Annotated in this window: 17 protein-coding genes, 3 tRNA genes and 2 rRNA genes; 8 read left to right on the top strand and 14 right to left on the bottom strand. The window is 61.7% G+C overall.

All coding sequences use genetic code 11. The annotated features are described in order from the left end of the window. Window positions 1-142 precede the first annotated feature (142 nt). The 6 genes from AC5STI_RS15055 to msrP all read right to left on the bottom strand — a co-directional run bounded on the left by AC5STI_RS15055 (window position 143) and on the right by msrP (window position 7,550). Window positions 143-2,970 (bottom strand): 23S ribosomal RNA (locus AC5STI_RS15055). Between the two features lie 413 nt (window positions 2,971-3,383). Further along, window positions 3,384-3,460: transfer RNA gene (locus AC5STI_RS15050), tRNA-Ile, on the bottom strand. Window positions 3,461-3,486: 26 nt separating this feature from the next. After that, window positions 3,487-3,562, bottom strand: a tRNA-Ala gene (locus tag AC5STI_RS15045). A gap of 147 nt (window positions 3,563-3,709) precedes the next feature. After that, window positions 3,710-5,171: ribosomal RNA gene (locus AC5STI_RS15040) — 16S ribosomal RNA — on the bottom strand. Together the 16S and 23S rRNA genes with 2 tRNA genes alongside form the textbook arrangement of a ribosomal RNA operon. 823 nt (window positions 5,172-5,994) lie before the next feature. Then, window positions 5,995-6,618 (bottom strand): protein-methionine-sulfoxide reductase heme-binding subunit MsrQ, encoded by a 624-nt coding sequence (gene msrQ / locus AC5STI_RS15035; RefSeq protein ID WP_495447238.1) that lies wholly within the window; start codon window positions 6,616-6,618, stop codon window positions 5,995-5,997. 11 nt (window positions 6,619-6,629) lie between these two features. Next, a complete protein-coding gene (msrP, locus tag AC5STI_RS15030) occupies window positions 6,630-7,550 on the bottom strand; it encodes a protein-methionine-sulfoxide reductase catalytic subunit MsrP (RefSeq protein WP_495447237.1) in 921 nt (306 codons plus the stop codon). Window positions 7,551-7,811: 261 nt separating this feature from the next. Here msrP and AC5STI_RS15025 point away from each other — a divergent pair, with 261 nt between their 5' ends. Both AC5STI_RS15025 and AC5STI_RS15020 read left to right on the top strand, forming a co-directional pair. Next, window positions 7,812-8,249: a DUF302 domain-containing protein gene (locus AC5STI_RS15025; protein ID WP_495447236.1), complete on the top strand. Its 438-nt coding sequence runs from the start codon at window positions 7,812-7,814 to the stop codon at window positions 8,247-8,249. Window positions 8,250-8,338: 89 nt separating this feature from the next. Beyond that, the gene (locus tag AC5STI_RS15020) at window positions 8,339-8,908 is read left to right on the top strand and encodes a hypothetical protein (protein WP_495447235.1); all 570 of its coding nucleotides are present in this window, start codon (window positions 8,339-8,341) and stop codon (window positions 8,906-8,908) included. Window positions 8,909-8,939: 31 nt separating this feature from the next. On the opposite strand, the gene AC5STI_RS15015 is transcribed toward AC5STI_RS15020, so the two are convergent. Together AC5STI_RS15015 and clpB are read right to left on the bottom strand one after the other, a co-directional pair. After that, window positions 8,940-9,581 carry a TVP38/TMEM64 family protein gene (locus AC5STI_RS15015; protein ID WP_495447234.1) on the bottom strand — a complete coding sequence of 214 codons (642 nt, stop codon included), beginning with the start codon at window positions 9,579-9,581 and terminating at the stop codon, window positions 8,940-8,942. Between the two features lie 155 nt (window positions 9,582-9,736). Next, the gene (gene clpB / locus AC5STI_RS15010) at window positions 9,737-12,355 is read right to left on the bottom strand and encodes an ATP-dependent chaperone ClpB (protein WP_495447233.1); all 2,619 of its coding nucleotides are present in this window, start codon (window positions 12,353-12,355) and stop codon (window positions 9,737-9,739) included. Window positions 12,356-12,698: 343 nt separating this feature from the next. Between clpB and pyrF the strand changes: the two genes are divergently transcribed. Next, window positions 12,699-13,415: an orotidine-5'-phosphate decarboxylase gene (gene pyrF, locus AC5STI_RS15005; protein WP_495447232.1), complete on the top strand. Its 717-nt coding sequence runs from the start codon at window positions 12,699-12,701 to the stop codon at window positions 13,413-13,415. Window positions 13,416-13,809: 394 nt separating this feature from the next. Here pyrF and AC5STI_RS15000 read toward each other — a convergent pair whose 3' ends face one another. Next, on the bottom strand, window positions 13,810-14,232 hold the full coding sequence (locus AC5STI_RS15000; protein ID WP_495447231.1) for an NUDIX hydrolase: 423 nt from the start codon (window positions 14,230-14,232) through the stop codon (window positions 13,810-13,812). Window positions 14,233-14,322: 90 nt separating this feature from the next. Between AC5STI_RS15000 and AC5STI_RS14995 the strand changes: the two genes are divergently transcribed. Next, on the top strand, window positions 14,323-15,576 hold the full coding sequence (locus tag AC5STI_RS14995; RefSeq protein WP_495447230.1) for a DNA polymerase IV: 1,254 nt from the start codon (window positions 14,323-14,325) through the stop codon (window positions 15,574-15,576). A gap of 15 nt (window positions 15,577-15,591) precedes the next feature. On the opposite strand, the gene AC5STI_RS14990 is transcribed toward AC5STI_RS14995, so the two are convergent. Continuing rightward, window positions 15,592-16,452: an N-formylglutamate amidohydrolase gene (locus AC5STI_RS14990; protein ID WP_495447229.1), complete on the bottom strand. Its 861-nt coding sequence runs from the start codon at window positions 16,450-16,452 to the stop codon at window positions 15,592-15,594. 162 nt (window positions 16,453-16,614) lie between these two features. On the opposite strand from AC5STI_RS14990, the gene AC5STI_RS14985 reads away from it, so the two are divergent. The 4 genes from AC5STI_RS14985 to AC5STI_RS14970 all read left to right on the top strand — a co-directional run bounded on the left by AC5STI_RS14985 (window position 16,615) and on the right by AC5STI_RS14970 (window position 19,307). Beyond that, window positions 16,615-16,689, top strand: a tRNA-Val gene (locus tag AC5STI_RS14985). A gap of 79 nt (window positions 16,690-16,768) precedes the next feature. Beyond that, a complete protein-coding gene (gene ykgO, locus AC5STI_RS14980; RefSeq protein WP_005648635.1) occupies window positions 16,769-16,894 on the top strand; it encodes a type B 50S ribosomal protein L36 in 126 nt (41 codons plus the stop codon). A 327-nt stretch (window positions 16,895-17,221) separates the two neighbouring features. After that, entirely contained in the window at window positions 17,222-18,238 is a 1,017-nt protein-coding gene (locus AC5STI_RS14975; RefSeq protein WP_495447228.1) for a Fe(3+) ABC transporter substrate-binding protein, read from the top strand. A gap of 208 nt (window positions 18,239-18,446) precedes the next feature. Continuing rightward, on the top strand, window positions 18,447-19,307 hold the full coding sequence (locus AC5STI_RS14970; RefSeq protein ID WP_495447227.1) for a CobW family GTP-binding protein: 861 nt from the start codon (window positions 18,447-18,449) through the stop codon (window positions 19,305-19,307). A 62-nt stretch (window positions 19,308-19,369) separates the two neighbouring features. Here AC5STI_RS14970 and AC5STI_RS14965 read toward each other — a convergent pair whose 3' ends face one another. The 4 genes from AC5STI_RS14965 to AC5STI_RS14950 all read right to left on the bottom strand — a co-directional run bounded on the left by AC5STI_RS14965 (window position 19,370) and on the right by AC5STI_RS14950 (window position 24,692). Then, the gene (locus AC5STI_RS14965) at window positions 19,370-21,049 is read right to left on the bottom strand and encodes an ABC transporter permease (protein WP_495447226.1); all 1,680 of its coding nucleotides are present in this window, start codon (window positions 21,047-21,049) and stop codon (window positions 19,370-19,372) included. Window positions 21,050-21,208: 159 nt separating this feature from the next. Beyond that, entirely contained in the window at window positions 21,209-22,426 is a 1,218-nt protein-coding gene (locus AC5STI_RS14960) for a phenylacetate--CoA ligase family protein (protein ID WP_495447225.1), read from the bottom strand. A 17-nt stretch (window positions 22,427-22,443) separates the two neighbouring features. Further along, window positions 22,444-23,292, bottom strand: coding sequence for an ABC transporter ATP-binding protein (locus tag AC5STI_RS14955; RefSeq protein ID WP_475049052.1), 849 nt, complete (start codon window positions 23,290-23,292; stop codon window positions 22,444-22,446). A 116-nt stretch (window positions 23,293-23,408) separates the two neighbouring features. Beyond that, window positions 23,409-24,692 carry an ABC transporter substrate-binding protein gene (locus AC5STI_RS14950; protein ID WP_495447224.1) on the bottom strand — a complete coding sequence of 428 codons (1,284 nt, stop codon included), beginning with the start codon at window positions 24,690-24,692 and terminating at the stop codon, window positions 23,409-23,411. Window positions 24,693-24,756: the final 64 nt, after the last annotated feature.

Raw genomic sequence — 24,756 nt, 5'->3', positions numbered from 1 at the left:
GTGTTTGCGGAGCAAATACGCGAGAGGCCGCACCCCAGTTACGTCACGAGACGTTTCCACGAGCGGAAGGCAATACAATCAACAGTCCAAGTTCTTGGGATGGTTTGCTTGTTTGGTTTTGTAACACTGTCTGTTACTGGATCAAATCAAGCCTATCGGGCGATTAGTACCGGTCAGCTGAACGCATTGCTGCGCTTACACCTCCGGCCTATCGGCGTGGTGGTCTTCCACGGCCCTCAGGGATACCTTGTTTTGAGGGGGGCTTCCCGCTTAGATGCCTTCAGCGGTTATCCTGTCCGATCATAGCTACCCAGCACTGCAATTGGCATTACAACTGGTCCACCAGTGGATCGTTCACCCCGGTCCTCTCGTACTAGGGGCAACTCCTCTCAAGTATCCTGCACCCACGGCAGATAGGGACCGAACTGTCTCACGACGTTCTAAACCCAGCTCACGTACCTCTTTAAACGGCGAACAGCCGTACCCTTGGGACCTGCTCCAGCCCCAGGATGAGATGAGCCGACATCGAGGTGCCAAACACTGCCGTCGATATGGACTCTTGGGCAGTATCAGCCTGTTATCCCCGGCGTACCTTTTATCCGTTGAGCGATGGCCCTTCCACGCGGGACCACCGGATCACTATGGCCGACTTTCGTCTCTGCTCGACTTGTCAGTCTTGCAGTCAGGCTGGCTTCTGCCATTGCACTCAACGAGCGATTTCCGACCGCTCTGAGCCAACCTTCGCGCGCCTCCGTTACTCTTTAGGAGGCGACCGCCCCAGTCAAACTACCCGCCACGCAGGGTCCCGGATCCGGATAACGGACCGCGGTTAGACATCAAGAGTGCGAAGGGTGGTATCTCAAGGGAGGCTCCACCGGGACTTGCGTCCCGGCTTCGATGCCTACCACCTATCCTGCACATCACAATCCTGATGCCAGTGCGAAGCTGTAGTAAAGGTGCACGGGGTCTTTCCGTCTAACCGCGGGAAGCCTGCATCTTGACAGGCAATTCAATTTCGCTGAGTCGATGTTGGAGACAGCGGGGAAGTCGTTACGCCATTCGTGCAGGTCGGAACTTACCCGACAAGGAATTTCGCTACCTTAGGACCGTTATAGTTACGGCCGCCGTTTACCTGGGCTTCAATTCGGAGCTCTCACCCCTCCTTTTAACCTTCAGGCACCGGGCAGGCGTCAGACCCTATACGTCGCCTTGCGGCTTCGCAGAGCCCTGTGTTTTTAATAAACAGTCGCCACCCCCTGGTTTGTGCCCCCGGATCCAAGTTGCCTTGAACCCGGGCCTCCTTCTCGCGAACTTACGGAGGTATTTTGCCGAGTTCCTTCAACATCGTTCTCTCAAGCGCCTTGGTATGCTCTACCAGTCCACCTGTGTCGGTTTAGGGTACGGTCTGATGGAGGGCTATTTCCAGGGACCAATCAGCGGCCCGCCCAATCCGATAAGGGCGAACAACCTTCATGATCCGTCACATCCTCCTGGCTCAGGAATATTAACCTGATTCCCATCGCCTACGCCTTTCGGCCTCGGCTTAGGGGCCGGCTTACCCTGCTCAGATTAGCTTTAAGCAGGAACCCTTGGACTTTCGGCGAGAGTGTCTCTCACACTCTTTGTCGCTACTCATGTCATCATTCTCGCTAGTGATCTCTCCACCGGATGGCTCACGCCCCGGCTTCATCGAAAGCCTCTCTCCTCCAATGTATCCGAAGATACTAAGGAGGAATGAGACTATGTCACACTACGCTCTGCTACCATGCACTATGTGCATCCTCGGCTTCGGCTCATGGCTTGAGCCCCGTTACATCTTCGCCGCAAGACATCTTGATTAGACCAGTGAGCTGTTACGCTATCTTTAAAGGATGGCTGCTTCTAAGCCAACCTCCTGGTTGTTTTGGACGTCTCACCTGCTTTCCCACTTAGCCATGAATTGGGGGCCTTAGCCGGAGGTCAGGGTTGTTTCCCTCTCCACGACGGACGTTAGCATCCGCCGTGTGTCTGCCATCCAGTACTCCCGGGTATTCGGAGTTTGGTTAGGATCAGTAAGCCTGTGGGGCCCCATTACCCATCCAGTGCTCTACCCCCCGGGGTATTCGGATGACGCTCTACCTAAATAGATTTCGCAGAGAACCAGCTATCTCCGAGTTTGATTGGCCTTTCACCCCTAGGCACAGCTCATCCCGATCCTTTTCAACGGATGTGGGTTCGGTCCTCCAGTGCGTGTTACCGCACCTTCAACCTGGCCATGCCTAGATCACTCGGTTTCGGGTCTGATCCCACGAACTCATGCGCCCTATTAAGACTCGCTTTCGCTGCGCCTCCGCCTAGCGGCTTAAGCTTGCTCGTGAGACCAAGTCGATGACCCATTATACAAAAGGTACGCTGTCAGCCCTCAAGGGGCCTCCAACTGATTGTAGGCGTTCGGTTTCAGGTACTGTTTCACTCCCCTCGCCGGGGTGCTTTTCACCTTTCCCTCACGGTACTGGTTCGCTATCGGTCAGTAAGGAGTACTTAGCCTTCGGAGGTGGTCCTCCGGTCTTCGAACAGGATTTCACGTGTCCCGCCCTACTTAATACGTCCCTCAAAGCTTCCCATACGGGGCTGTCACCCGCTCTGGCTGCGTTTCCCAACGCATTCTGGTCACTTATCAGGCTCGGCTGGTCCGCGTTCGCTCGCCGCTACTAACGGAGTCTCTATTGATGTCCTTTCCTCCGGGTACTTAGATGTTTCAGTTCCCCGGGTTTGCTCTTAAAGACCTATGTATTCAGTCCTTAAGTACCTGGTTCAAACCATTATTGATTACCGAAGGTAACAATAACGATCTGTCAGGTGGGTTCCCCCATTCAGAGATCTTGGGATCAAAGCCTATTCCCGGCTCCCCCAAGCTTATCGCAGGGTATCACGTCTTTCATCGCCTCTTACTGCCAAGGCATCCACCAAACGCCCTTCTCGCGCTTGATTTGATCCAGAAAAAGACAGTGTATCTGCCACGATGCGGAAGCTGGTAAGAAACCGCATCCTTATTCCGGACCAAAAAGCAAACTATCCCGCTCCCGGTCATGTCGGTGACCAGGAACTTGTTGCGCAGTCTTGCGACCGCGCGGGTTAGTGTACTTGACTTGGACAACACTGCCGTTTCAGCCGGGCATACCCTGGGACGTCTGAGGAAAGCTGACGTATTCCAAGGCTCGCCTCACTTCCGAAGAAGATCGGCACCTGACTGAGGCCAATCCCTCACGCGGGCGGCCAGCAGTATTGTTGATTGTATCTCTCTTAACGATGTCAATTTGTCGTCCGATTGGACGGCTAAACACTCAAACAGTGCTTAGCGATCTAATCGATACGGCCATCCCCAGGCTTGCTTCCTTGGGGGATGGTGGGTCGAGGAGGACTTGAACCTCCGACCTCACGCTTATCAGGCGTGCGCTCTAACCACCTGAGCTACCGACCCGTATCCGTTCGGGCCGTTTGCATGAGTGGTGGAGCCTAGGAGGATCGAACTCCTGACCTCCTGAATGCAAATCAGGCGCTCTCCCAGCTGAGCTAAGGCCCCTTGCTTTGTACCCTGCCGGGGCAGGATCCGATGTTTTCTGAAGAGATATGAGGACGGTCCGGTCCTGATGTTGGACAGCTTTGTTTGCTGTCCGTTGCTAAGTGATGCACGAGATAAGCAAGCTTATCTGACTAGCATCATCCTTAGAAAGGAGGTGATCCAGCCGCAGGTTCCCCTACGGCTACCTTGTTACGACTTCACCCCAGTCGCTGAGCTCACCGTGGTCCGCTGCCTCCAAAAGGTTGGCGCACGGCCTTCGGGTAAACCCAACTCCCATGGTGTGACGGGCGGTGTGTACAAGGCCCGGGAACGTATTCACCGCGTCATGCTGTTACGCGATTACTAGCGATTCCGACTTCATGCCGCCGAGTTGCAGACGACAATCCGAACTGAGACAGTTTTTTGGGATTAACCCATTGTCACTGCCATTGTAGCACGTGTGTAGCCCAACCCGTAAGGGCCATGAGGACTTGACGTCATCCACACCTTCCTCCCGCTTATCACGGGCAGTTTCCTTAGAGTGCCCAGCCGAACTGCTGGCAACTAAGGATGTGGGTTGCGCTCGTTGCCGGACTTAACCGAACATCTCACGACACGAGCTGACGACAGCCATGCAGCACCTGTCACCAGGCCACCGAAGTGGAAGACCCATCTCTGGGCCGGTCCTGGGATGTCAAGGGTTGGTAAGGTTCTGCGCGTTGCTTCGAATTAAACCACATGCTCCACCGCTTGTGCGGGCCCCCGTCAATTCCTTTGAGTTTTAACCTTGCGGCCGTACTCCCCAGGCGGAATGCTTAATCCGTTAGGTGTGACACCGACTAGCATGCTAGCCGACGTCTGGCATTCATCGTTTACGGTGTGGACTACCAGGGTATCTAATCCTGTTTGCTCCCCACACTTTCGCACCTCAGCGTCAGTATCGAGCCAGTGAGCCGCCTTCGCCACTGGTGTTCCTCCGAATATCTACGAATTTCACCTCTACACTCGGAATTCCACTCACCTCTCTCGAACTCAAGACCAGGAGTTTTGGAGGCAGTTCCGGGGTTGAGCCCCGGGATTTCACCCCCAACTTTCTGGTCCGCCTACGCGCGCTTTACGCCCAGTAATTCCGAACAACGCTAACCCCCTCCGTATTACCGCGGCTGCTGGCACGGAGTTAGCCGGGGTTTCTTTACCTGCTACTGTCATTATCATCACAGGCGAAAGAGCTTTACGACCCTAAGGCCTTCATCACTCACGCGGCATGGCTGGATCAGGGTTGCCCCCATTGTCCAAGATTCCCCACTGCTGCCTCCCGTAGGAGTCTGGGCCGTGTCTCAGTCCCAGTGTTGCTGATCATCCTCTAAAACCAGCTATAGATCGTAGACTTGGTAGGCCGTTACCCCACCAACTATCTAATCTAACGCGGGCCGATCCTTCTCCGATAAATCTTTCCCCCGAAGGGCGTATAAGGTATTACTCACCGTTTCCAGTGGCTATTCCTTAGAGAAGGGCACGTTCCCACGCGTTACTAACCCGTCCGCCGCTCACCCCGAAGGGCGCGCTCGACTTGCATGTGTTAGGCCTGCCGCCAGCGTTCGTTCTGAGCCAGGATCAAACTCTCAAGTTGAAAAGCTGTTGCCAGCTTATCCTTGACGTTCGAACCTCTGCACATCACTGCCGATCCGGCTAGGATCGGCAATAGTCTCTGTCTGTATGTGCTTCAGCTTCAAAAGAAACCAAAGTACCGTACAAGACAGTGAAGCTGACACTCCATCATCGGGCAAAAACCCTAAGAGCGCGATATGCATCGGTCTGATCCATCGAAATGAACCGCGACCGCCCGCATATCTCTTCAGTCATCCATCAATGTCAAAGAGCAAACACCCAAAGTCCAAAAACCAGACCGATGCGCCAATCTCCCGGCGCGCCCGTCTCGCAAATCCCTCAGATGCCGCCGTCTCTCCAGCGCGTCCCACCGTCTCTCCAGTGTGTTTCCCATCCGATCCTGCATCGCCCTGTCTGGCTCAGCGTCCCGTCCGGTGTGTCTCCGAAGCGCCTCAGCGCCGCCGGTGAGGGGGCTTTTACGGATAGCCCCCAGAACCCGCAACCCCAAAATTCAGAAAATCACCAAAATCCGCTCAGAAAATTGACAGTAACAACAAAATCAATGACTTACGATAAAACAAAGTCAGCACCCCTGACCTGTCTCACCCCTCCTCCCCGCACCGCAAACCGCCCGAAACACCGCAAATCCGCGCCCCAGGCAGCTTACCCCCGGACTCACCGGCCTTATCCACAGACTCAACCGCCCGGAATCGAGAATCCGCCCCTTTTCCTATTGCCAAAAATACCCCGGGGGAATCTGGCCAAAGGACAAAGGCGGCAGAGCCACAAAAGAAATAAGGACGGCCAAAGGGCCGCCCTTCAGACGCATTCCGATAGCTCCGGCTCTAGGTCCTGCCCGAAACCAGCGCCCCCGATGCCTGTCTCAGCCAGCGGAAGTCAGCGATGCGCAGCGCCAGCAGGAACAGCACCAGACCCAGATAAATCAGCGGCTCGATCTGGAAGCCCTTTGCCACCATCACAAAGTGCACTGCGCCCAGCACAGCAGCGGCATAGGTCAGCCGGTGCAGCCGGGACCAGGCGCGGCCAAGTTTGCGGACCGAAAAATTGTTGGATGTCAGCGCCAGCGGCAGCATCAGGAAAAAGGCGCCCATGCCTATGGTGATATAAGGACGCTTGGCAATATCGGTGAGGATCTGACTCAGGATCTGGACATCCAGCACAAGCCAGACCAGCAGATGGCACAGGACGTAAAAGAAGCACAGCAGCCCGATTGCCCTTCGGAACTTCATAAGGTTGAGGCCCAGCAGGCGGCGCAGCGGGGAGATGGCCAGCGTCAGGATCAGAAGCTGCAAGGCCAGTTCGCCATATTCATGCTCCAGCGCCTTGATCGGCTCTACGCCGAGGCCGCCCGTCAAGCCAAGATAGAACAGCCAGGGCGCCGGCAGGGCACCAAGCAGATAGACTGTCCAGACGGGCAGGCGCCGGAGAAGCTGATTTGCCATATCCATCCGCGGCCCCCTCAAAAGTACTTACCCAGGTCCAAGTCGTCATACAGGGCGGCGACCTCGGCTTCGTACCCATTGAACATCAGCGTCGGCTGGCGGCGCGCGAATAGTCCGCCGCCGATGCGGCGCTCGCTGGCCTGACTCCAGCGCGGATGCGAGACATTCGGGTTCACATTACTATAGAAACCGTATTCGCGCGGGTTGGCCATGTTCCAGCTGGCCGGCGGCTCCTCCTCGGTCAGAGTGATCCGCACCACCGACTTGATCGACTTAAAGCCGTATTTCCACGGCACCACCAGCCGCAGCGGCGCGCCATTTTGATTGGGCAGCGGCTTGCCGAAGATACCGGTCGCCATGATCGACAGCGGATGCATCGCCTCATCCAGGCGCAGCCCCTCGCGGTAGGGCCAGTCCAGTACCTTATAGACGGTGCCCGGCATCTCAGACGGGCGGTAGAGGGTCTCGAAGGCAACGTATTTCGCGCCCTCCTGCACGCCAGCCAGGTTCAGCAGGTCGGCCAGCTCAAACCCCTGCCAGGGCACCACCATCGACCAGGCCTCGACACAGCGGAACCGGTAGATGCGCTCCTCCAGCGTCATCTCCCCCAGGATCTGCTCAAACGAATAATCGCCCGGCTTGTCCACCAGCCCGTCGATAGTCACACTCCAGGGCTCGGTGGTCATCCGCTCCGCATATCTAGAGGGGTCCCCCTTACCGGTGCCGAACTCATAGAAGTTGCAATAACTGGTCACCTCTTCCCAAGTGTTGGGCTCCAGCTCCGCTTCCAGCTGTTCTGCTTCCGCCCGGGCCTGCGTGCCCAAGGCCGCCGCCAGGCCGGTGCCCGCCAGCCCTGCCATGATCCGGCGGCGGTTCCAGAACGCAGCTTCCGGGGTTACGTCTGAATAGGTCAGATCATTGGTCCAGCGGCGGGCCATCAAGGTCTCCTGTTTAACGCGTCACATCAGAGGTAAAGGCGCCGTGCGCAAAACCCAAAACATATCCGGTCACGACTGCGCGAGAGGGTTGTAACGTAACCTCAATTCCTTCACCGGGTGTGAAAGCGGGGCGCAGGAAAAAGACGCCGCGGCAATTTTCCGGGTGGAAGAACGGCCCGTCCCATGCAAACATCAAAATATGTTTTACCAAGCCGCCCCGGGCAGGCACCCCAGCCCAATGGCCGAACAGGGAGACGACCCGTGAAAAAACACATCGCCGCAGCCGCCTTCGCCCTCACCGCCCAGACCGCCGCAGCGCAGGATGCCGCGCTTTACACGACATCGCTGACCTATGACGATGTGGTCTTTGGGCTCGAAAGCGCCATCACCAACCGCGGGCTGGTGATTGATCACGTCAGCCATGTGGGCGATATGCTGGAGCGAACCCGCGCCGATGTCGGCTCTGACGTTGTGCTGTTTCAGAGCGCGCAGGTGTTTTCCTTCTGCTCCGCCCAGCTGTCGCGCGAAGTGATGGAGGCGGATCCAATGAATATCTCGTTCTGCCCTTATAACATCTTCGTGGCGCAGCTGCCGGACACGAACGAGGTCAGCATCGGCTTCCGCTCTTTCCCTGAGGGGGAGATGCAGGTCATCCAGGATCTGCTGGACGGCATCGTCCAGGAAGCGATCGAGGAATAAGCCGCTGGCCGGGAATATTCCCCGCTGCATAGTCTGCCGGATTTCATTATGCTGGCCGGAAACAGATTTTCCGGCACGGGCAGACCTTAATGAAATCCCTCCTTGTTTCCCTAATGACACTGGCCGCCGCCACGCTGGCAGGCTGTGCCTCCGCTCCCTCCGCGTCCAAAAACAATGTAGAAGAGCTTTCCCTCGCTCTGCAGTCGATGGACCCTGAGGTAGACCCGGGCGAGGCGCGCCGCGCGGCGGAGATCGCCTACAGCTACTCCGCCCAGCTGGCCGAGCAGTATAATGTCACCACCTCACCGATCATCCACAACACGCTGGTAAACAGCGGCGTCAAGGAGCGCGGCGTTTGCGTGCATTACGCCGAGGACATGCAGGCCCGTCTCAATCAGGAGAACTTCAGGACGCTTTCGATGCTGCGCGCCATCGCCGAGCCGAAAAGCGATTTCCGCATCGACCACTCTACCGCGGTGATCGCCGCCAAGGGCGACGGCATTTACGAGGGGATCGTGCTCGACCCCTGGCGCTACGGCGGCAAGCTCTACTGGTCGCAGACCACCGCGGACCCCCGTTATGACTGGGAGCCGCGCCTGGAGGTCCTGCGCCGGAAGCAGGAACGCCGGATGGCCAAGGAAGCAGCGGCGGCCAGTTAATCCGCGCTCTTCCGCAACGCCCGGTCCGGCATCAGATCCTGGGCCGCGCCAGCCTGTGCATGGCCAACAGGACAATCAGCAACACGGCTGAAACCGCGGCCAGCACCGGCCAGTCCATACCCAGCATCCGCGCCCCAAACCAGGTGCACAGAAGCGTCGCCGGCAGGATGCCCAGCGCCGTGGTCCACACAAAGGTCCAAAGCCGAACCCGGGTCAGCCCAGCGGCATAGTTGATCAGGTTAAAGGCGATCACCGGGATCAGGCGCGCGGCCAGAAGCGCCAGCGCCCCCCGCTCATCGGTCCAGACATCCAGCTGCCGCGCCTGCGCCTCGTTCATCCAGGCCCGCACCGTCTCCTGACCCAGCCGGCGCGCCAGCCAAAAGGCCACCAGCGCCCCAAGCATCGCACCTGTCCAGATCAGCGCCGCCCCCAGCAGCGTGCCAAAGACCGCCCCCGCACACAGCGCCAGAATTTCCGCCGGGAACGGCACGAATGAATGCACCACCATCAAAACAATCACCGCTAGCGGCGCCCAGGCCCCTGTACTGCGCAGCCAGGCAACCATGTCATCCACCGGGCGCGCCTGCCCGTCCAGAACATAGGCCGCCAGCGCGCCGCACAGCAGCACGAGGAGAAATGCGGCAAAGGCCGTTCTGCGCCTGATGCGGATCATGGAACCGGCGCCTGTGCTAGGGATAGCTGCCAGTCTAACGCTTTTCGCCATCGCCGCAAAACGCGCGGCCGGGAAGACGTGAAAAGACCCGCCACAACGGGCGGGCCTTTCCGGTTCACATCCTGCGCTTAATGCGCGGCCGTTCCATGCACGGCTTAATGCACCACTGCATCATCGGGGCGCGGCCTGCCGCTGGTGCCCAGCCGCTCACCAATGATCAGCCCCTCGCTGCCGGCCGTGACCGGGACAGTATCGCCATCCTTGATCTCGCCGCCCAGCAAGGCCTCGGCCAGCGGATTTTGCAGCGCGCGCTGGATCACCCGCTTCAGCGGCCGGGCGCCGAACACCGGGTCATAGCCCTCGTCCGCCAGCCAGGTCTTGGCCGCCTCGTCCAGCTCCAGCGTGATCTTGCGCCCTGCCAGCCGCTTGAGCAGCCGGGCCAGCTGGATCTCCACGATCCCGTCCATATCCCCGCGGTTCAGGCGGTCGAAGATGATGGTCTCATCCAGACGGTTCAGGAACTCGGGCCGGAAGTGGGCCCGCACCGCATCCATCACGTCGCGCTTGGCCTCCGATGCATCGGCACCGTCCGGCAGCTGGCTCAGCGCCTGCGCGCCGAGGTTCGATGTCAGCACTATCAGCGTCTGCTTGAAATCGACGGTGCGGCCCTGGCCATCGGTCAGCATACCGTCGTCCAGCACCTGCAGCAGCACGTTGAACACATCCGGATGCGCCTTCTCGACCTCGTCGAACAGCACCACCTGATAGGGACGCCGGCGCACGGCCTCAGTCAGCGCCCCGCCCTCGTCATACCCGACATAGCCCGGAGGCGCGCCGATCAGCCGGGCGACCGAGTGCTTCTCCATGTACTCCGACATGTCGATGCGCACCATCGCGTGCTCATCGTCGAACAGGAAGCCGGCAACCGCCTTGGTCAGCTCCGTTTTACCCACACCGGTCGGGCCCAGGAACAGGAACGACCCCAGCGGCCGGTTCTCGTCATTCAGACCCGCACGCGCCCGGCGCACCGAATTGGCAACAGCGGTGACGGCGGCGTTCTGGCCGATCACCCGGCGGTGCAGCTCATCTTCCATGCGCAACAGCTTCTCGCGCTCGCCCTCCAGCATCTTGGAGGTCGGAATGCCGGTCCAGCGCTCGACAACAGCGGCGATCTGCTCGGGGCGCACGGCCTCCTCAACCATCAGCCCCTGCTCTTCCTTCTGTTCAGCATCCGCCAGCTGCTTTTCCAGCCCCGGAATAACGCCATAGGACAGCTCACCGGCCTTGGCCAGGTTGCCCTCCCGCTTGGCGATGTCGAGCTCCGCACGGGCGCGGTCAAGCTGCTCCTTCAGGTCGCGGGCCGAGGCCAGCTTGTCCCGCTCCGACTGCCACTGCGCGGTCATCTCGGCGGACTGCTCCTGCAGCTCAGCCAGTTCCTTTTGCAGCTTTTCCAGCCGGTCCTTGGAGGCAGCATCATCCTCCAGCTTCAGCGCCTCTTCCTCGATCTGCATCTGCAGGATCTGCCGGTCCAGCGCGTCCAGCTCCTCCGGTTTCGAATCCACCTGCATCCGCAGGCGGGAGGCCGCCTCATCCACCAGGTCGATCGCCTTGTCCGGCAGGAAGCGGTCGGTAATATAGCGATTCGACAGCGTCGCCGCCGCCACCAGCGCCGCATCGGCAATGCGCACGCCGTGGTGCAGCTCATACTTCTCCTTGATGCCGCGCAGGATCGAGACGGTGTCCTCCACCGTAGGCTCTGTCACCATCACCGGCTGGAACCGGCGGGCCAGGGCCGCGTCCTTCTCCACGTACTTGCGGTATTCGTCCAAGGTTGTGGCACCCACACAGTGCAGTTCACCGCGCGCCAACGCCGGCTTGATCAGGTTCGCCGCATCCATGGCGCCATCGGATTTGCCCGCGCCCACCAGGGTGTGCATCTCGTCGATGAACAGAATGATCTCACCCGCAGCCTCGGTCACTTCGGTCAGCACCGCCTTCAGGCGCTCCTCGAACTCGCCTCGGTATTTCGCACCGGCAATCAGCGCGCCCATGTCCAGCGACAGCAGTTTCTTGTCGCGCAGGGATTCCGGCACATCGCCATTGATGATGCGCAGCGCCATACCCTCGGCAATCGCGGTCTTACCCACGCCCGGCTCACCGATCAGCACCGGGTTGTTCTTGGTCCGGCGCGACAGCACCTGCATCGAGCGGCGGATTTCCTCGTCGCGGCCGATGATTGGGTCGATCTTGCCCTCGCGCGCCGCCTCGGTCAGATCGCGGGCGTATTTCTTCAGGGCGTCATAGCCTTCCTCGGCCGTGGCCGAGTCGGCAGTGCGCCCCTTGCGGATGTCGTTGATCGCCTCGTTGAGCTTCTGAGCGGAAACCTCGCCCGCCTCCAGCGCCTCCTTGGCCTTCGACTTCACCATGCACAGCGCCATCAAGAGGCGCTCCACTGGCACAAAGCTGTCGCCTGCCTTCTCGGCGATCTTGGCGGCCTCATCCAGCACCTTGGCGGTCTGCCCGTCCAGATAGATCTGTGCCGCATCGCCGCTCACCTTGGGCTGCTTGGCAACGGCCGCATCAACGGCCTCCGCCACGCGCGCCGGTGCGCCGCCCGCGCGGGAGATCAGGTTGCTTGCCAGCCCCTGATCGTCGTCCATCAAAGCTTTCAGAATATGCTCCGGCACCAGCCGCTGGTGCCCCTCGCGCATCGCAATGGTCTGCGCCGCCTGCACGAACCCCCGTGCACGCTCCGTGAACTTGTTCAAGTCCATCTTGCTCTCCTTTTTCAAGCGCCCGCGTTGCTGGCAGCGCCCGCTTCGCGGCACGCCCCGGTCCGGGCCTCGGCATAAGATGTGGGAAGCGTCGCCGCCGCTTCAAGATCATCATGCCCGCAAAAGGTGAGGAAATCCCTGACCTGCGTCAACTTTGCGCCCTGCCCGCCGCCCCGGGCGCAACCGCGCCGCGCGCGAGCGCGGCGCCGGGCCCAAAATCTGCAACAGGCCCCGCCAGGGGCCTCTTCAGATGCGGGAGCGCCCTGCTGCGCCTTGCCCAACCGCAGCCCCTTGCGTATGAAACGCCAGTTTCACGCCGAACCTGCCACAAAAGGACCCTGCCATGACCCAAGCCCCGTGCGCCGACGACCGCCTGATTGTTGCCATGGATGTCCCCAACGCGCTGGCGGGCCTGAAGCTCGCCGAACAGCTGGGCGATACGGTCTCCTTCTACAAGATCGGGCTCGGCATGCTCACCGGCGGCGGCTTGGCGCTCGCCAATGAGCTCAAGCAGGAGCACGGCAAGCGCATCTTCCTCGACATGAAACTGTTCGACATCGGCGCCACCGTGGAAAACGCGGTGCGCGGCCTGGCGCAGTTCGATCTCGACTTCCTCACTGTGCACGGCGACCCTTACGTGGTGCGTGCCGCCAAGGAAGGCGCGGCAGGCAAGGACCTCAAGATCCTCGCCGTCACCATCCTCACCTCGCTCGACCGGCAGGACCTGGACGGGGCGCTGATCAAGGAGGGCGCGGTGCAGGACCTGGTGCTGGAGCGCGCAGGCAACGCTTTTGCCGCTGGCGCCGACGGGGTGATCGCCAGCCCGCAGGAGGCTGCGCTGATCCGCGCCCTGCCCGAGGCGGACGGCAAGTTGATCGTCACCCCGGGCGTGCGCCCCGCCGGTGCGGACTTGGGTGACCAGAAGCGCGTCGCCACCCCGGCCAGCGCCATTGCAGACGGGGCCGACCACATCGTCGTGGGCCGCCCGATCTGGAAAGCGGACAGCCCGCGGGCTGCGGCTGAGGCCATCCTGGCAGAGCTGGCCGGCGCAAACGCGTAAAGGCCCCGCCGCCGCACAGGCAGCCACTCGCGGCGGATTTGCGCGCTCTCCACCCGGCGCAAACGCTGCCTGCTCAAAAATTAGGCGGAAATAAAAAAGTGCCGCGGATACATCATTTCCTGTTCCGCGGCGCACAAGTTATTGGGTGACGCTACGTCAACCCTCTCTTTTTGCTGGTGAAACACGCCGCGCCGCGAAATTCTGCGCCAAATCGTCCTGTGCCCGAAAAAGCACACCCGGTCTCACCCTGCCACCCTGCCTAGGCTGCATTCTTTGCGAAACACCAGCGGGTGGGCGATTCTGAGCTTGAGACACTCCCCAGACGGGCTTTTCTTCCTGAGGTCCGTCACCTTCCCCCCGCATTCCAGCGGGGGATCTTTCTTTTCAGCCTCTGCTACCCGGCCCTTGCCTCCAGATACAGCCGCAGCTGACCAGCAAAATGCGGCACCGCCAAAGGATGCACGCAATAAGCCTCAGGCGCCATCAGCGCCCAGCCCTGCCCTTCATTGCCGAACCGGATCAGCCCGGCGGAGGAGGCGGGCAGATGCGCGGCAAAGAACCAGACCCGCCCGTGCGGGCGCAGATAGGACTGCGGCCAGACCAGCGCCTCCGGCTGCAGCACCAGCCCTACTTCCTCCCGGATCTCCCGCAGCGCGCAGGCCTCGGGGCTTTCGTACCCCTCGCGGCCGCCGCCCGGCAGGTCCCAGTGGCCGGGATAGGGAATATCCGGTGTGTCATCCCGCAGGATGACCAGCAATTCCTGCCCCAGAAACACCGCTACCTTCGCGCCGGAAAATTCATTGCCTGCTGATGCCATGATCTGTCCCTTGCCCGCCAGCCGCGCTAAAGACAAGCCCTCCGCCGCACGTTAAACTTGCCGCTCCAACAACACAGTCCGCCGCCGCCCATGCACGCCCTTTGCCGAGACTGCCTGAGCCAGATCGCACCTGCCCGGCGCTGCCCCCATTGCGGCAGCCCGAGGATCAAGTCGCATGAGGAGCTGTTCTCCCTGACCATCGCCCATATGGACTGCGACGCCTTCTATGCCAGCGTCGAAAAACGCGACAATCCGGAACTCGCAACCAAGCCGGTGATCATCGGCGGCGGCAAGCGCGGCGTGGTCTCCACCGCCTGTTATGTCGCCCGAATCCGCGGGGTGCGCTCCGCCATGCCAATGTTCCAGGCGCTGAAACTTTGTCCGGACGCGGTGGTGATCAAGCCGCGGATGAACGTCTACGTCGAGGTCAGCCGCGAAATCCGCAAAATGATGAATGAGCTGACTCCGGATGTGGAACCGCTGTCGCTGGACGAGGCCTTCATGGATCTGACCGGCACCGAAAAACTGCATGGCGCCCCGCCCGCAGTGATGCTGGCGCGGCTGGTCAAGCGGATGAAGGATGAACTCGGCGTCACCGGCTCCATCGGCCTCAGCCACAACAAGTTCCTGGCCAAGGTCGCCTCCGACCTCGACAAGCCGCGCGGGTTCTCGGTGATCGGCAAGGCCGAGACCGATGACTTCCTGCGCGAAAAACCGGTGCGGCTGATCTGGGGCATCGGCCCCGCCGCCCAGGCCAGCCTTGACAAGGCAGGCATCCGCACCTTCTCCGACCTCTTGCGCTGGGACCGCGAGGCTCTGCACAGCCGTTTCGGCTCGATGGGCGACCGGCTGTGGCATCTGGCCCGCGGCCAGGACCGGCGGCGGGTCTCGGCCCATGCGCCTATCAAGTCGATCTCCAATGAAACCACATTCTTTGAGGATACCGCCAGCCTGGAGGTGCTCGACGGCCACCTGTGGCGGCTGGCTGAAAAGGTTTCGGACCGGGCCAAGGCGCGGGAGCTGGCAGGCCGGGTCGTGACGCTCAAGCTGAAACGCGCCAATCATTCGGCGCTGACCCGGCGGGTCACATTGCGCAGCCCCACCCAGATCGCTGACCGAATCTACCGCACCGCCCGCAGTCTGCTGGATCAGGTGGGAGATGAGGGCCCCTACCGGCTCTTAGGCTGCGGGATTTCAGACCTTGTGCCCGAATCACAGGCGGACGATAGCGGTGACCTGCTGGACCCGAATGCCGGCAAGCGGGCAGAGGCCGAACGCGCCACCGACGCTATTCGCAAAAGATTCGGGGACAGCGCTATTCTGAAAGGCCGCGCCCTGCGCTGAATATGCGGCAGCAGTCTATTCCGCAGCCAGCGGCATCTCACCCTGTCCGATCTCCGCAATCTCGGCAATCACCCGGCGCAGCAGTTTCTGCAACGGTTCGAAATTCGCGTTCGGGCGGATGCTGGCCTCATCCATGTAAAGCGCCCGGTCGATCTCGATCTGGACCGCATGCTGGCGCCGCGACGGGCGGCCATAGGTCTGGGCGATATAGGCCCCGGCAAACGGCGTGTTGCGGGCCACCTTCAGTCCCGCCGCGGCAAAGGCCGCCTCGATCCGGTCCACCACGCAGCTGTCCGCCGCAGCGCCGAACCTGTCGCCCAGAACCACTTCCGGCTTGCGGCCGCTCTGCGGTGCCATGGTGTCGATCGCCTCGTGCGGCATCGAGTGGCAATCCACCAGAATCGCCTGCCCGAAACATTTGTGCGCCTGCTCCAGCAGCCCCTTCAGTGCCTGGTGATAGGGATGCCAGTAACACCGGATCCGCTCCTCGGCCTCAGACATCGGCAGCTTGCCGCGATAAATCGCCCGGCCATTGGCCACCACCCGGGGAATGACCCCCAGGCCCGAGGCCACCCGCGGGTTCTGACCGCGCCGCTGCACCCCGTCGATCACCGCCGGGTCCAGCTCATCGGGCGAGCGGTTCAGGTCCAGATAGGCCCGCGGCTTGACCGCGGTCAGCAGCGGCGCACCGAACTCCGGAGCCGCCTGAAACAGCAGGTCGACAAAGGCGTCCTCCGAACTGCGGATGGTTTTCCGCCCCAGAATCGACTGCTCCAGAAAGGAATCGCTGTAATCGGTACCGCTGTGAGGAGAGGCAAAAACCACCGCAGAGGCCAGTTTCTGCGGGGAAATCACGGAAAACGCTGTATCAGGCATCCTTGCTCCGGTGCTTCTTGTGCAAGAAACAGCATATCGCGGAAATTTCTGCGGTCAAAAGCTCTTGCACCTCTGCGCGACTCTATTTATAGACCCCCTCACCGGCGCGGCACCCCGCGCCCCTTTCACTTCTGAGGGGCAGGACGCAGCGCAGGCCAGAGTGGGCGATTAGCTCAGCGGTAGAGCACTTCGTTGACATCGAAGGGGTCACAAGTTCGATCCTTGTATCGCCCACCATCCCATTCACTGCCCTGGCCACGGCCAAGGCACCCGCTAACCTAGGCGCTGGTTCGCGCCGCAGACAAGGAGAGAGACCATGAAGGTCAAGAACTCGCTCCGTTCGCTGAAGAACCGGCACCGCGACTGCCGGGTTGTGCGCCGCAAAGGCCGCGTGTACGTGATCAACAAGACCCAGCGCAAGTTCAAAGCGCGCCAGGGCTAAGATCCGCTACAGCGACATGCAGAAAACCGCATCATCCGATGCGGTTTTTTTGCGTTTTGGGCTGTTTTGATTTTGAACCAGGTCAAGGCGGCACTCCCGCGACCGCGGTTTCTCCGGGCTGCGCCCGGATGAGACCTGCCATGCCCAAAGGGAGCGGGCCTTTCCAAAGATCCAACGACGGGCGGGAGGCGCCTGCCCAGTCTGGCCAGCCAACAGCAGGCTGCGACTTTCTGACTGTTTCAGTCGGAAATTTATTGCATCTGCCGCCAGATGCTTTAATCGACTCTTTCAGTCGGAAATCTGATCTAACCAAGAACGGGACATCCAATGCTGAAAGCCACAACCGTACTGGCCGTCGCGCTGACCGCAGCCATTGCCACCACCGCTGCTGCCGAAGGCGAGCTGAACATCTACTCCTCGCGCCATTATGACACCGACGAGCAGCTCTATTCGGACTTCGAAAAGGCCACCGGCATCACCATCAACCGGATCGAAGGCAACGCCGATGAGCTGATTGCCCGGATGAAGGCCGAAGGCGAGAACTCCCCCGCCGACATTCTGATCACCGTCGACACCTCCCGCCTGACCCGGGCCAAGGACGCAGGCGTGCTGCAAAGCATTGACAGTGATGTGCTGGAATCCCGCGTGCCCGCCTATTTGCAAGACGAGGACAACCAGTGGTTCGGCTTCAGCCAGCGCTCGCGCATTATCTTCTACGACAAGGACGAGGTCGCCAATCCGCCGCTGACCTACCTGGACCTGGCCGACCCCGCCTATAAGGGCAAGGTCTGCATCCGCTCCTCCAAGAACACCTACAACCAGACCCTGCTGGCCTCGATCGTGACCCATCACGGCACTGACGCAGCCCGCAGCTGGGCCGAAGGCGTGGTCGCCAACATGGCGCGCGACCCGCAGGGCGGCGACACCGACCAGATTCGCGGCCTGGTCTCCGGCGAGTGCGATATCTCGGTGGCCAACAGCTATTACTTCGCCCGGTCTATCCGCAAGGACGTCAAGGGCGTGTCGGAACACCGCGACCAGATCGGCTGGCTGTTCCCCTCGCAGAACACCGAAGGCGCGCATATGAACCTGTCCGGCGGCGGTGTTGCCTTGCACGCGCCGAACAAGGACAACGCCGTCAAGTTCCTGGAGTACCTCGCCAGCGATTCTGCCCAAGCCTATTTCTCGGCCGGCAATGACGAATACCCGGCGGTTCCAGGCGTTGGCCTGGCCCCGTCGATTGCCGCGCTTGGCCATTTCAAACCGGATGACGTGAACCTGTCGGAGGTCGCCAAGAACCTGCCCGAGGCACAGAAGATCTTCAACGACGCCGGCTGGAAGTAACCCCAGCCCGCAAAGACCAGGAAAAGCGCGGCCCCGGCCGCGCTTTTTTGCTTCTGTGCTTGCCCCAGCCCGTCAAGCACCGAAAGTTTAAAGCACCGCCAGCTTTTCCTAGACCCGATTGCGCGAGATCCCTATACGTTCGCGCATCATTATTCTCGGGGGGAAACATGCAGTCGGGAGCACGCCGCGCTCTGGGGGACCAGCGCTTATGAACCGGTTGCCAGTAACGATTATCAGCGGGTATCTGGGCGCGGGCAAAACCACCCTGATCAACCGCTTGCTGGCCGAGGATCACGGGCTGAAACTGGCCGTGATCGTGAATGACTTCGGCGCGGTCAATATCGACGATGCGCTGATCCAGGACACCGATGGCGGCAAGATCGCCCTCACCAATGGCTGCGTCTGCTGCACGATGGGCGACGACCTGGCCACGGCGCTGCAGGAGGTCCTGCACCGGCCCGAACACCCGGACCATGTGGTGATCGAAGCCAGCGGCATTTCCGATCCGGTTGCCATTGCCAATTCCGTTCTCAACGAAAACGGCCTCAGCTACGGCGGCATCGTCACACTGGTGGATGCGGGAAATGCGGAAACGCTGCTGAGCGACCCGCTGGTTGCGCCGCAGGCTGAGCAGCAGATCCGCGCCGCAGATCTGGTGATCGCGACCAAATGCGATGCGCTTTCCGATGCGCTCGGAGAAACCCTGAAATCGGCCGGCGCCCGCACGCCGACGGTTCTGAACGGCTCTCCCGTGGCGGAACTGCTGTTTGACGTGGTGCCGCTGCCCAAGGGCCGCGCGGTGGCGGCGCATCCCGCCTACACCACCTGGCAGCACCGCAGCAGCACCGCGCTGGACCGCCGCGCGCTAGGGGACAAGCTGGCAGACCGGCCCGCCGGGCTTTACCGGATGAAGGGGTTCGTGCTGACCACCGGCGGCGCCTATGAGCTGCATTTGGTGGGCCGCCATGTCGAGGCCAAACGCTGCGAGGCGGAGGAAACCGTTCTGGTGGGCCTGGGCCCGGCAGACCGGATTTCCCGCGACGAGATCGAGGCCTGGTGGGCGGCATAAGCCGCACCCGGGTCCAAGAAAATTCAAGTTTTCTTGGCAAGAATTTTCCAAAATTCTTGCGCCTAGCGCCGCCGTCCCACCTGGCGGCAGATCAGGATCACCGGCAGCAGCCCCACCGCCATGATCACCAGCGAGGGCACCGCAGCGCCCTCCAGCCGCTCATCCGCCGCCAGCCGGTGCGCCTGCACCGCCAGCGTGTCGAAATTGAAGGGCCGCATGATCAGGGTGGCAGGCAGTTCCTTCATCACATCGACAAAGACGATCAGCAGCGCCGTCAGCAGACTGGGCGTCAGGATCGGCAAATGCACCCGGCGCAGCATTCCCAACGGCCCCTGCCCCAAGGAGCGCGCTGCCGCATCCATGTTGGAATGCATGGTCGCCTGTCCGCCCTCATAAGCCCCCAGCGCCGCCGCCATGAAGCGCACGCCATAGGCGGCGACCAGCAGCCAGATCGAGCCGGTCACCAACAGCCCGGTCCGGATGCCGAAGGTCTCCCGCATCCAGGCATCCAGCGCATTGTCGAACGCCGCGAAGGGCACGATCAGCCCCACCGCGATCACCCCGCCGGGCACCGCATAACCCAGCCGGGCGAAATAGGCCGCCGCAGAGGACAGCCGCCCGGGACGCAAGCGCTGGTAAAAGCCGAGGCAGACTGCGGCCGCCACCGTCAGCACCGCCGCCGCTGTGGCCAGGATGATCGAATTGCTAGTGAACCCGATATAGCGGCGGCTGAAAAGGTTCTGCTCGGAGTCGAAGCTCATCAGGAACAGCACCGCCACCGGTAGCAGGAAGCCCAGCACAACCGGCACCGCGCAGAAGAACACGGCCACCGCCGCCTTGACGCCGCCCAGCTCCGCCGGCGGCATCTGGGTGTGGTGCTTGCCGGCATGGTGGTACTTCGCCCGCCCGCGGGTGGAGCGTTCCACCACCGCCAGCGTCAGGGCAAAACCCAGAAGGCACAGCGCCAGTTGCGCCGCCCCGCCCCGGTCGCCCAGCGAGAACCAGCTGGTGTAGATGCCGGTCGCAAAGGTCTGCACCCCGAAATAGGACACCGTGCCGAAATCCGCGATCGTCTCCATCACCGCCAGCAAGACGCCCGAGGCTATCGCCGGGCGCGCCATCGGCAGGCTGACCATCCAGAATGCCTGCCAGGAATTCTTGCCCAAGGCGCGTGCCGCCAGAAAAGCACCGGCGCTCTGCTGCATGAAGGCCGCCCGCGCCAGCAGATAGACATAGGGGTACAGCACCAGCACCAGCATCGCCGCCGCCCCGCCGGTGGAGCGGATTTCGGGGAACCAGTAATCCCGCGGGCCCCAGCCCGTCACCTCGCGCAGGGTGGTCTGCACAATGCCGGGGTGGTCCAGGATATGGGTATAGGCATAGGCCAGAACATAGGCCGGAAAGGCCAGCGGCAGAACCAGCGCAACCTCAAGGAAGCGCGCCCCGGGGAACCGCGTCATTGTCACAAGCCAGGCAGCCCCGGTGCCGATGGCAAAGGTGCCAAGCCCGACCAACGCCACCAGCGCCAGCGTCGTCAGCGTATAGCCCGGAAGCACGGTTTCAGCCAGATGGCGGATCGTCTCCGTTCCCCCAAACGCCGCGGCCAGCGCCACCGCCACCATTGGCAGCAGGCAGGACAGCGCCACCACCCAGGCCATCACGGCAAACAGCCCGCCGCCGCCCTTGCCGCCGCGGCGGCGCCCGTGCGGGGCGTATTCTATGGGATCATTGGCAGCAGTCATTTGCAGCAGTCAGAGTCCGGCTGAAGGTTTACACCGCCCTATTTCGACCATTCCAGTCAGAAATTCCAGCCGGAAAGCGCAGCCCGGGCCAAGCCACCGCCAGAACAGCAAACGGGCGCCTGCTTCCGGCGCCCGTTGGTCTCATCAGGTCAGCCGACCTCAGTCGTAAGTACGCTGATCCTCGATCACCAGCCCGTCCTTCGGCAGCACGCCCGGCGCGACCACCTCGACCTTGCCCTTGAGCTTCAGCACCTCGATCACCGACCGTGCATAGGCCGCCTCGTCGCCGCCCGCAGCTTCGATCTGCACGGTCATCGCGTCCATCTCGCCATCGCGGCTGGCGATCACCCGGGCCTTGACGATCTCGTCATGCTTGTCGACCAGCGCCGCCACCTGCTCGGGGCGCACGAACATGCCCTTGATCTTGGTGGTCTGATCGGCGCGGCCCATCCAGCCCTTGATCCGCATGTTGGTGCGGCCGCAGGGCGAGACACCCGGCATCACCGCCGACAGATCGCCGGTGGCGAAACGGATCAGCGGGTAATCGGGGTTCAGCGTGGTCACCACGACCTCGCCCACCTCGCCCGGTGCCACCGGATTGCCGGTGCCGGGGGTGACGATTTCGACGATCACATGCTCGTCAACGATCATCCCCTCCATCGCCGGGCTTTCATAGGCGATGTTGCCCAGATCCGCAGTGGCATAGCACTGCAGGCAGGAGATCCCGCGGTCGGCATATTCCTGGCGCAGGGACGGGAACAGCGCGCCGCCGCCCACCGCCGCCTTGGAGAACGCCAGCTCCACACCCATCGCGTCGGCCTTGTCCAGGATCACCTTCAGATAATCCGGCGTGCCGGCATAGGCGGTGGCGCCCACGTCGCGCGCAGCGGTCACCTGCAGCTCGGTCTGGCCGGTGCCGGCAGGCAGCACCGCGGCGCCAACCGCCCGCGCGCCGTTTTCAAAGATCATCCCGGCAGGCGTCAGATGGTAGCCGAAACAGTTCTGCACCACATCTCCCTGGCCGATCCCGGCAGCGTTCAGGAACCGCCCCATCCGCCACCAGTCGCCATCCACCCCGCCAGGCTCGTAAATCGGGCCGGGGCTCTGGAAGATATGGGCAAAGCCATGCGCGGGCTTCACGGTAAAGCCGCCAAAGGGCGGGTTCTCCGCCTGCGCCCGGCTCAACTCCGATTTGCGCAGCACCGGCAGCTTGGCCAATGCCTCGGCCGAGGTCACCGCCGCCGGGTCCACCCCGTCCAGCAGCCCGGCGTAGCCCGCCGCGCCCTTGGCGCGGGCGATCTGCTCCGGCAGCGCCTGGGCCAGGTCTGCGGCGCGCTCCTCTGCGCTGCGGGTTTCAAGCGTGTCAAAAAAGCTCATCACGTCATCTCCCCGCATCAGCTCAGCCACCTCTTGCGGCGGCGGTAGGACCGCACGTCGCGGAAGCTCTTGCGCCCTTCATCCGACATGCCGAGGTAGAATTCCTTCACATCCGGGTTTTCCCGCAGCTCTGCCGCAGGCCCGTCCATCACTACCCGGCCAGATTCCAGAATGTAGCCATAGTGGGCATACCGCAGGGCAACGTTGGTGTTCTGCTCAGCCAGCAGGAAGGTCACACCCTCGTTTTCATTGATCGACTTCACGATCTCGAAAATCTGCTCCACCAGCTGCGGCGCCAGGCCCATCGACGGCTCGTCCAGCAGGATCGTCTCCGGCCGCGACATCAGCGCGCGGCCCATTGCCACCATCTGCTGCTCGCCGCCCGAGGTATAGCCCGCCTGCGACTTGCGGCGCTCCTTCAGGCGCGGGAAATAGCTGTAGACCATCTCCAGGTCTTTCTGGATATTCGCGCCGCCATCCGAGCGTGTATAGGCGCCGGTCAGCAGGTTCTCTTCCACTGTCAGGTGCTCAAAGCAGTGGCGGCCTTCCATCACCTGGATGACGCCCTTCTTGACCAGCTCCGCCGGGTCCTGCTCATGCACATGCTCGCCGCGGTATTTGATCGATCCCTTGGTGACCTCGCCGCGTTCCGAGTGCAGCAGGTTCGACACAGCCTTCAGCGTCGTGGTCTTACCGGCCCCGTTGCCGCCCAGCAGCGCAGTTATGCCGCCCTTGGGCACATTCAGGCTCACGCCCTTAAGGACGAGGATCACGTGATTGTAGATCACCTCGATATTGTTGACCTCCAGCAAGGTCTCGGCCTGCACATCTGCAGTGTCGGCGGCGGTGTTTGCTGCATCCAGCATCAAAGCGTGTCCTCATGCCTGTCCCGGACCAGAGCCGGGATCCCGTTGAGTGGCGCGGCAGCTCCCCGCCGCGCCGGTTTGGTTCCGGCCCCCTGACGCGGGGGCCGTGGTGCGCGTTACTTGCAGCCAGGCTCGATGTTGTTTTCAGCCGCGTAAGCAGCCGAGTCTTCGTCGATCAGCTTGCCGATCACTTCACCGTCCGTCGGCTTGAAGTCGGAGATAGCGTTCCAGGTCTTGCTGCCGGCATCCCACTGCACCACACCGACCAGGCCGGGGCCGCCATGGTTCTCGCAGCTGACCTTGAACTCAGGTCCGAAGCCCGCCATGCCCAGCGCTTCCATTTTGGCGTTGGTCATTTCCAGCGCTTCCATGCCATCGCGCATCATCGCCGCGGTGATATCACCAGTGCCATGCATTTCCTGCGCGGTCTTGGCGGCCTCGGCTGCCAGCATCGCTGCATAAAGGCCGCGGTTGTACTGCACCGACCCCAGCTGATCGCCGGCACCGGCTGCCTTGCCCGAGTCCACGACATATTTCTTCAGGTCGTCGTAAACCGGGTAATCCATGCCAAGCCCGGTGAACGTCAGCGCCTTGTAGCCCGTGGCTTTGGCACCTGCAGGCTCCACGTCAAATTCGGCACCGGACCACCAGACACCGATGAAGTTTTCCATCGGGAACCGGATGTTGGCGGCTTCCTGGATTGCAACCTGGTTCATCACGCCCCAGCCCCACATCACAACGTAGTCAGGCTTCTCACGGCGGATCTGCAGCCACTGCGATTTCTGCTCCTGGCCCGGGTGGTCCACCGGCAGAAGGGTCAGCTCAAAGCCGTGCTTGGCCGAAAGCTCTTCCAGAGTGCGGATCGGTTCCTTGCCATAGGCAGAGTTGTGATAGACCAGCGCAACCTTCTTGCCGTTGATGTCGCCGTCGTTGATTTCCAGCAGATGGTTCACCGCGCCAGAGGCACCGTTCCAATAGTTGGCCGGGTAGTTGAAGACGTTGCTGAACACTTTGCCGTTTGCCGCCGAGGTGCGGCCATAGCCCATGGTGTGCAGCGGGATGCCATCGGCAGTCACTTTGGGGATCAGCTGATAGGTGATGCCGGTGGACAGCGGCTGATACACCAGCGCGCCTTCGCCCTTGGTGGCCTCATAGCACTCTACACCCTTCTCGGTGTTATAGCCGGTCTCGCATTCGATCACCCGGGCCGGAACACCGCCGATGCCGCCATCGCGCTCGTTCAGCAGGGTGAAATAGTCGTTGTAGCCGTCCGAGAACGGAATGCCGCCCGCCGCATAAGGCCCGGTCCGGTAGCTGAGGTCCGGGAACACCAGATCCGCCATTGCCGGACCGGCTGCCATCGCGGCGCCAAGCGCCAGTGTGGTCAGTGTCTTTTTCATCGGCTTAAATCCTCCCTTTGGTCTTATCCGATGGTTTCTTACGGCGGGGGTGGTCTTGGTCTTC

This window comes from Leisingera sp. CC-HEC096 (assembly GCF_059429235.1).
Note: the sequence above shows the minus strand (reverse complement) of the source record. Positions and strands in the feature narration are given on the sequence as shown.

Excerpts from the sequence above, each read along its gene's own strand:
- msrQ (WP_495447238.1), bottom strand. The coding sequence starts at position 6,618 with ATGGATATGGCAAATCAGCTTCTCCGGCGCCTGCCCGTCTGGACAGTC.
- msrP (WP_495447237.1), bottom strand. The coding sequence starts at position 7,550 with ATGGCCCGCCGCTGGACCAATGATCTGACCTATTCAGACGTAACCCCG.
- AC5STI_RS15020 (WP_495447235.1), top strand. The coding sequence starts at position 8,339 with ATGAAATCCCTCCTTGTTTCCCTAATGACACTGGCCGCCGCCACGCTG.
- AC5STI_RS15015 (WP_495447234.1), bottom strand. The coding sequence starts at position 9,581 with ATGATCCGCATCAGGCGCAGAACGGCCTTTGCCGCATTTCTCCTCGTG.
- clpB (WP_495447233.1), bottom strand. The coding sequence starts at position 12,355 with ATGGACTTGAACAAGTTCACGGAGCGTGCACGGGGGTTCGTGCAGGCG.
- pyrF (WP_495447232.1), top strand. The coding sequence starts at position 12,699 with ATGACCCAAGCCCCGTGCGCCGACGACCGCCTGATTGTTGCCATGGAT.
- AC5STI_RS15000 (WP_495447231.1), bottom strand. The coding sequence starts at position 14,232 with ATGGCATCAGCAGGCAATGAATTTTCCGGCGCGAAGGTAGCGGTGTTT.
- AC5STI_RS14995 (WP_495447230.1), top strand. The coding sequence starts at position 14,323 with ATGCACGCCCTTTGCCGAGACTGCCTGAGCCAGATCGCACCTGCCCGG.
- AC5STI_RS14990 (WP_495447229.1), bottom strand. The coding sequence starts at position 16,452 with ATGCCTGATACAGCGTTTTCCGTGATTTCCCCGCAGAAACTGGCCTCT.
- ykgO (WP_005648635.1), top strand. The coding sequence starts at position 16,769 with ATGAAGGTCAAGAACTCGCTCCGTTCGCTGAAGAACCGGCACCGCGAC.
- AC5STI_RS14975 (WP_495447228.1), top strand. The coding sequence starts at position 17,222 with ATGCTGAAAGCCACAACCGTACTGGCCGTCGCGCTGACCGCAGCCATT.
- AC5STI_RS14970 (WP_495447227.1), top strand. The coding sequence starts at position 18,447 with ATGAACCGGTTGCCAGTAACGATTATCAGCGGGTATCTGGGCGCGGGC.
- AC5STI_RS14965 (WP_495447226.1), bottom strand. The coding sequence starts at position 21,049 with ATGACTGCTGCCAATGATCCCATAGAATACGCCCCGCACGGGCGCCGC.
- AC5STI_RS14960 (WP_495447225.1), bottom strand. The coding sequence starts at position 22,426 with ATGAGCTTTTTTGACACGCTTGAAACCCGCAGCGCAGAGGAGCGCGCC.
- AC5STI_RS14955 (WP_475049052.1), bottom strand. The coding sequence starts at position 23,292 with ATGCTGGATGCAGCAAACACCGCCGCCGACACTGCAGATGTGCAGGCC.
- AC5STI_RS14950 (WP_495447224.1), bottom strand. The coding sequence starts at position 24,692 with ATGAAAAAGACACTGACCACACTGGCGCTTGGCGCCGCGATGGCAGCC.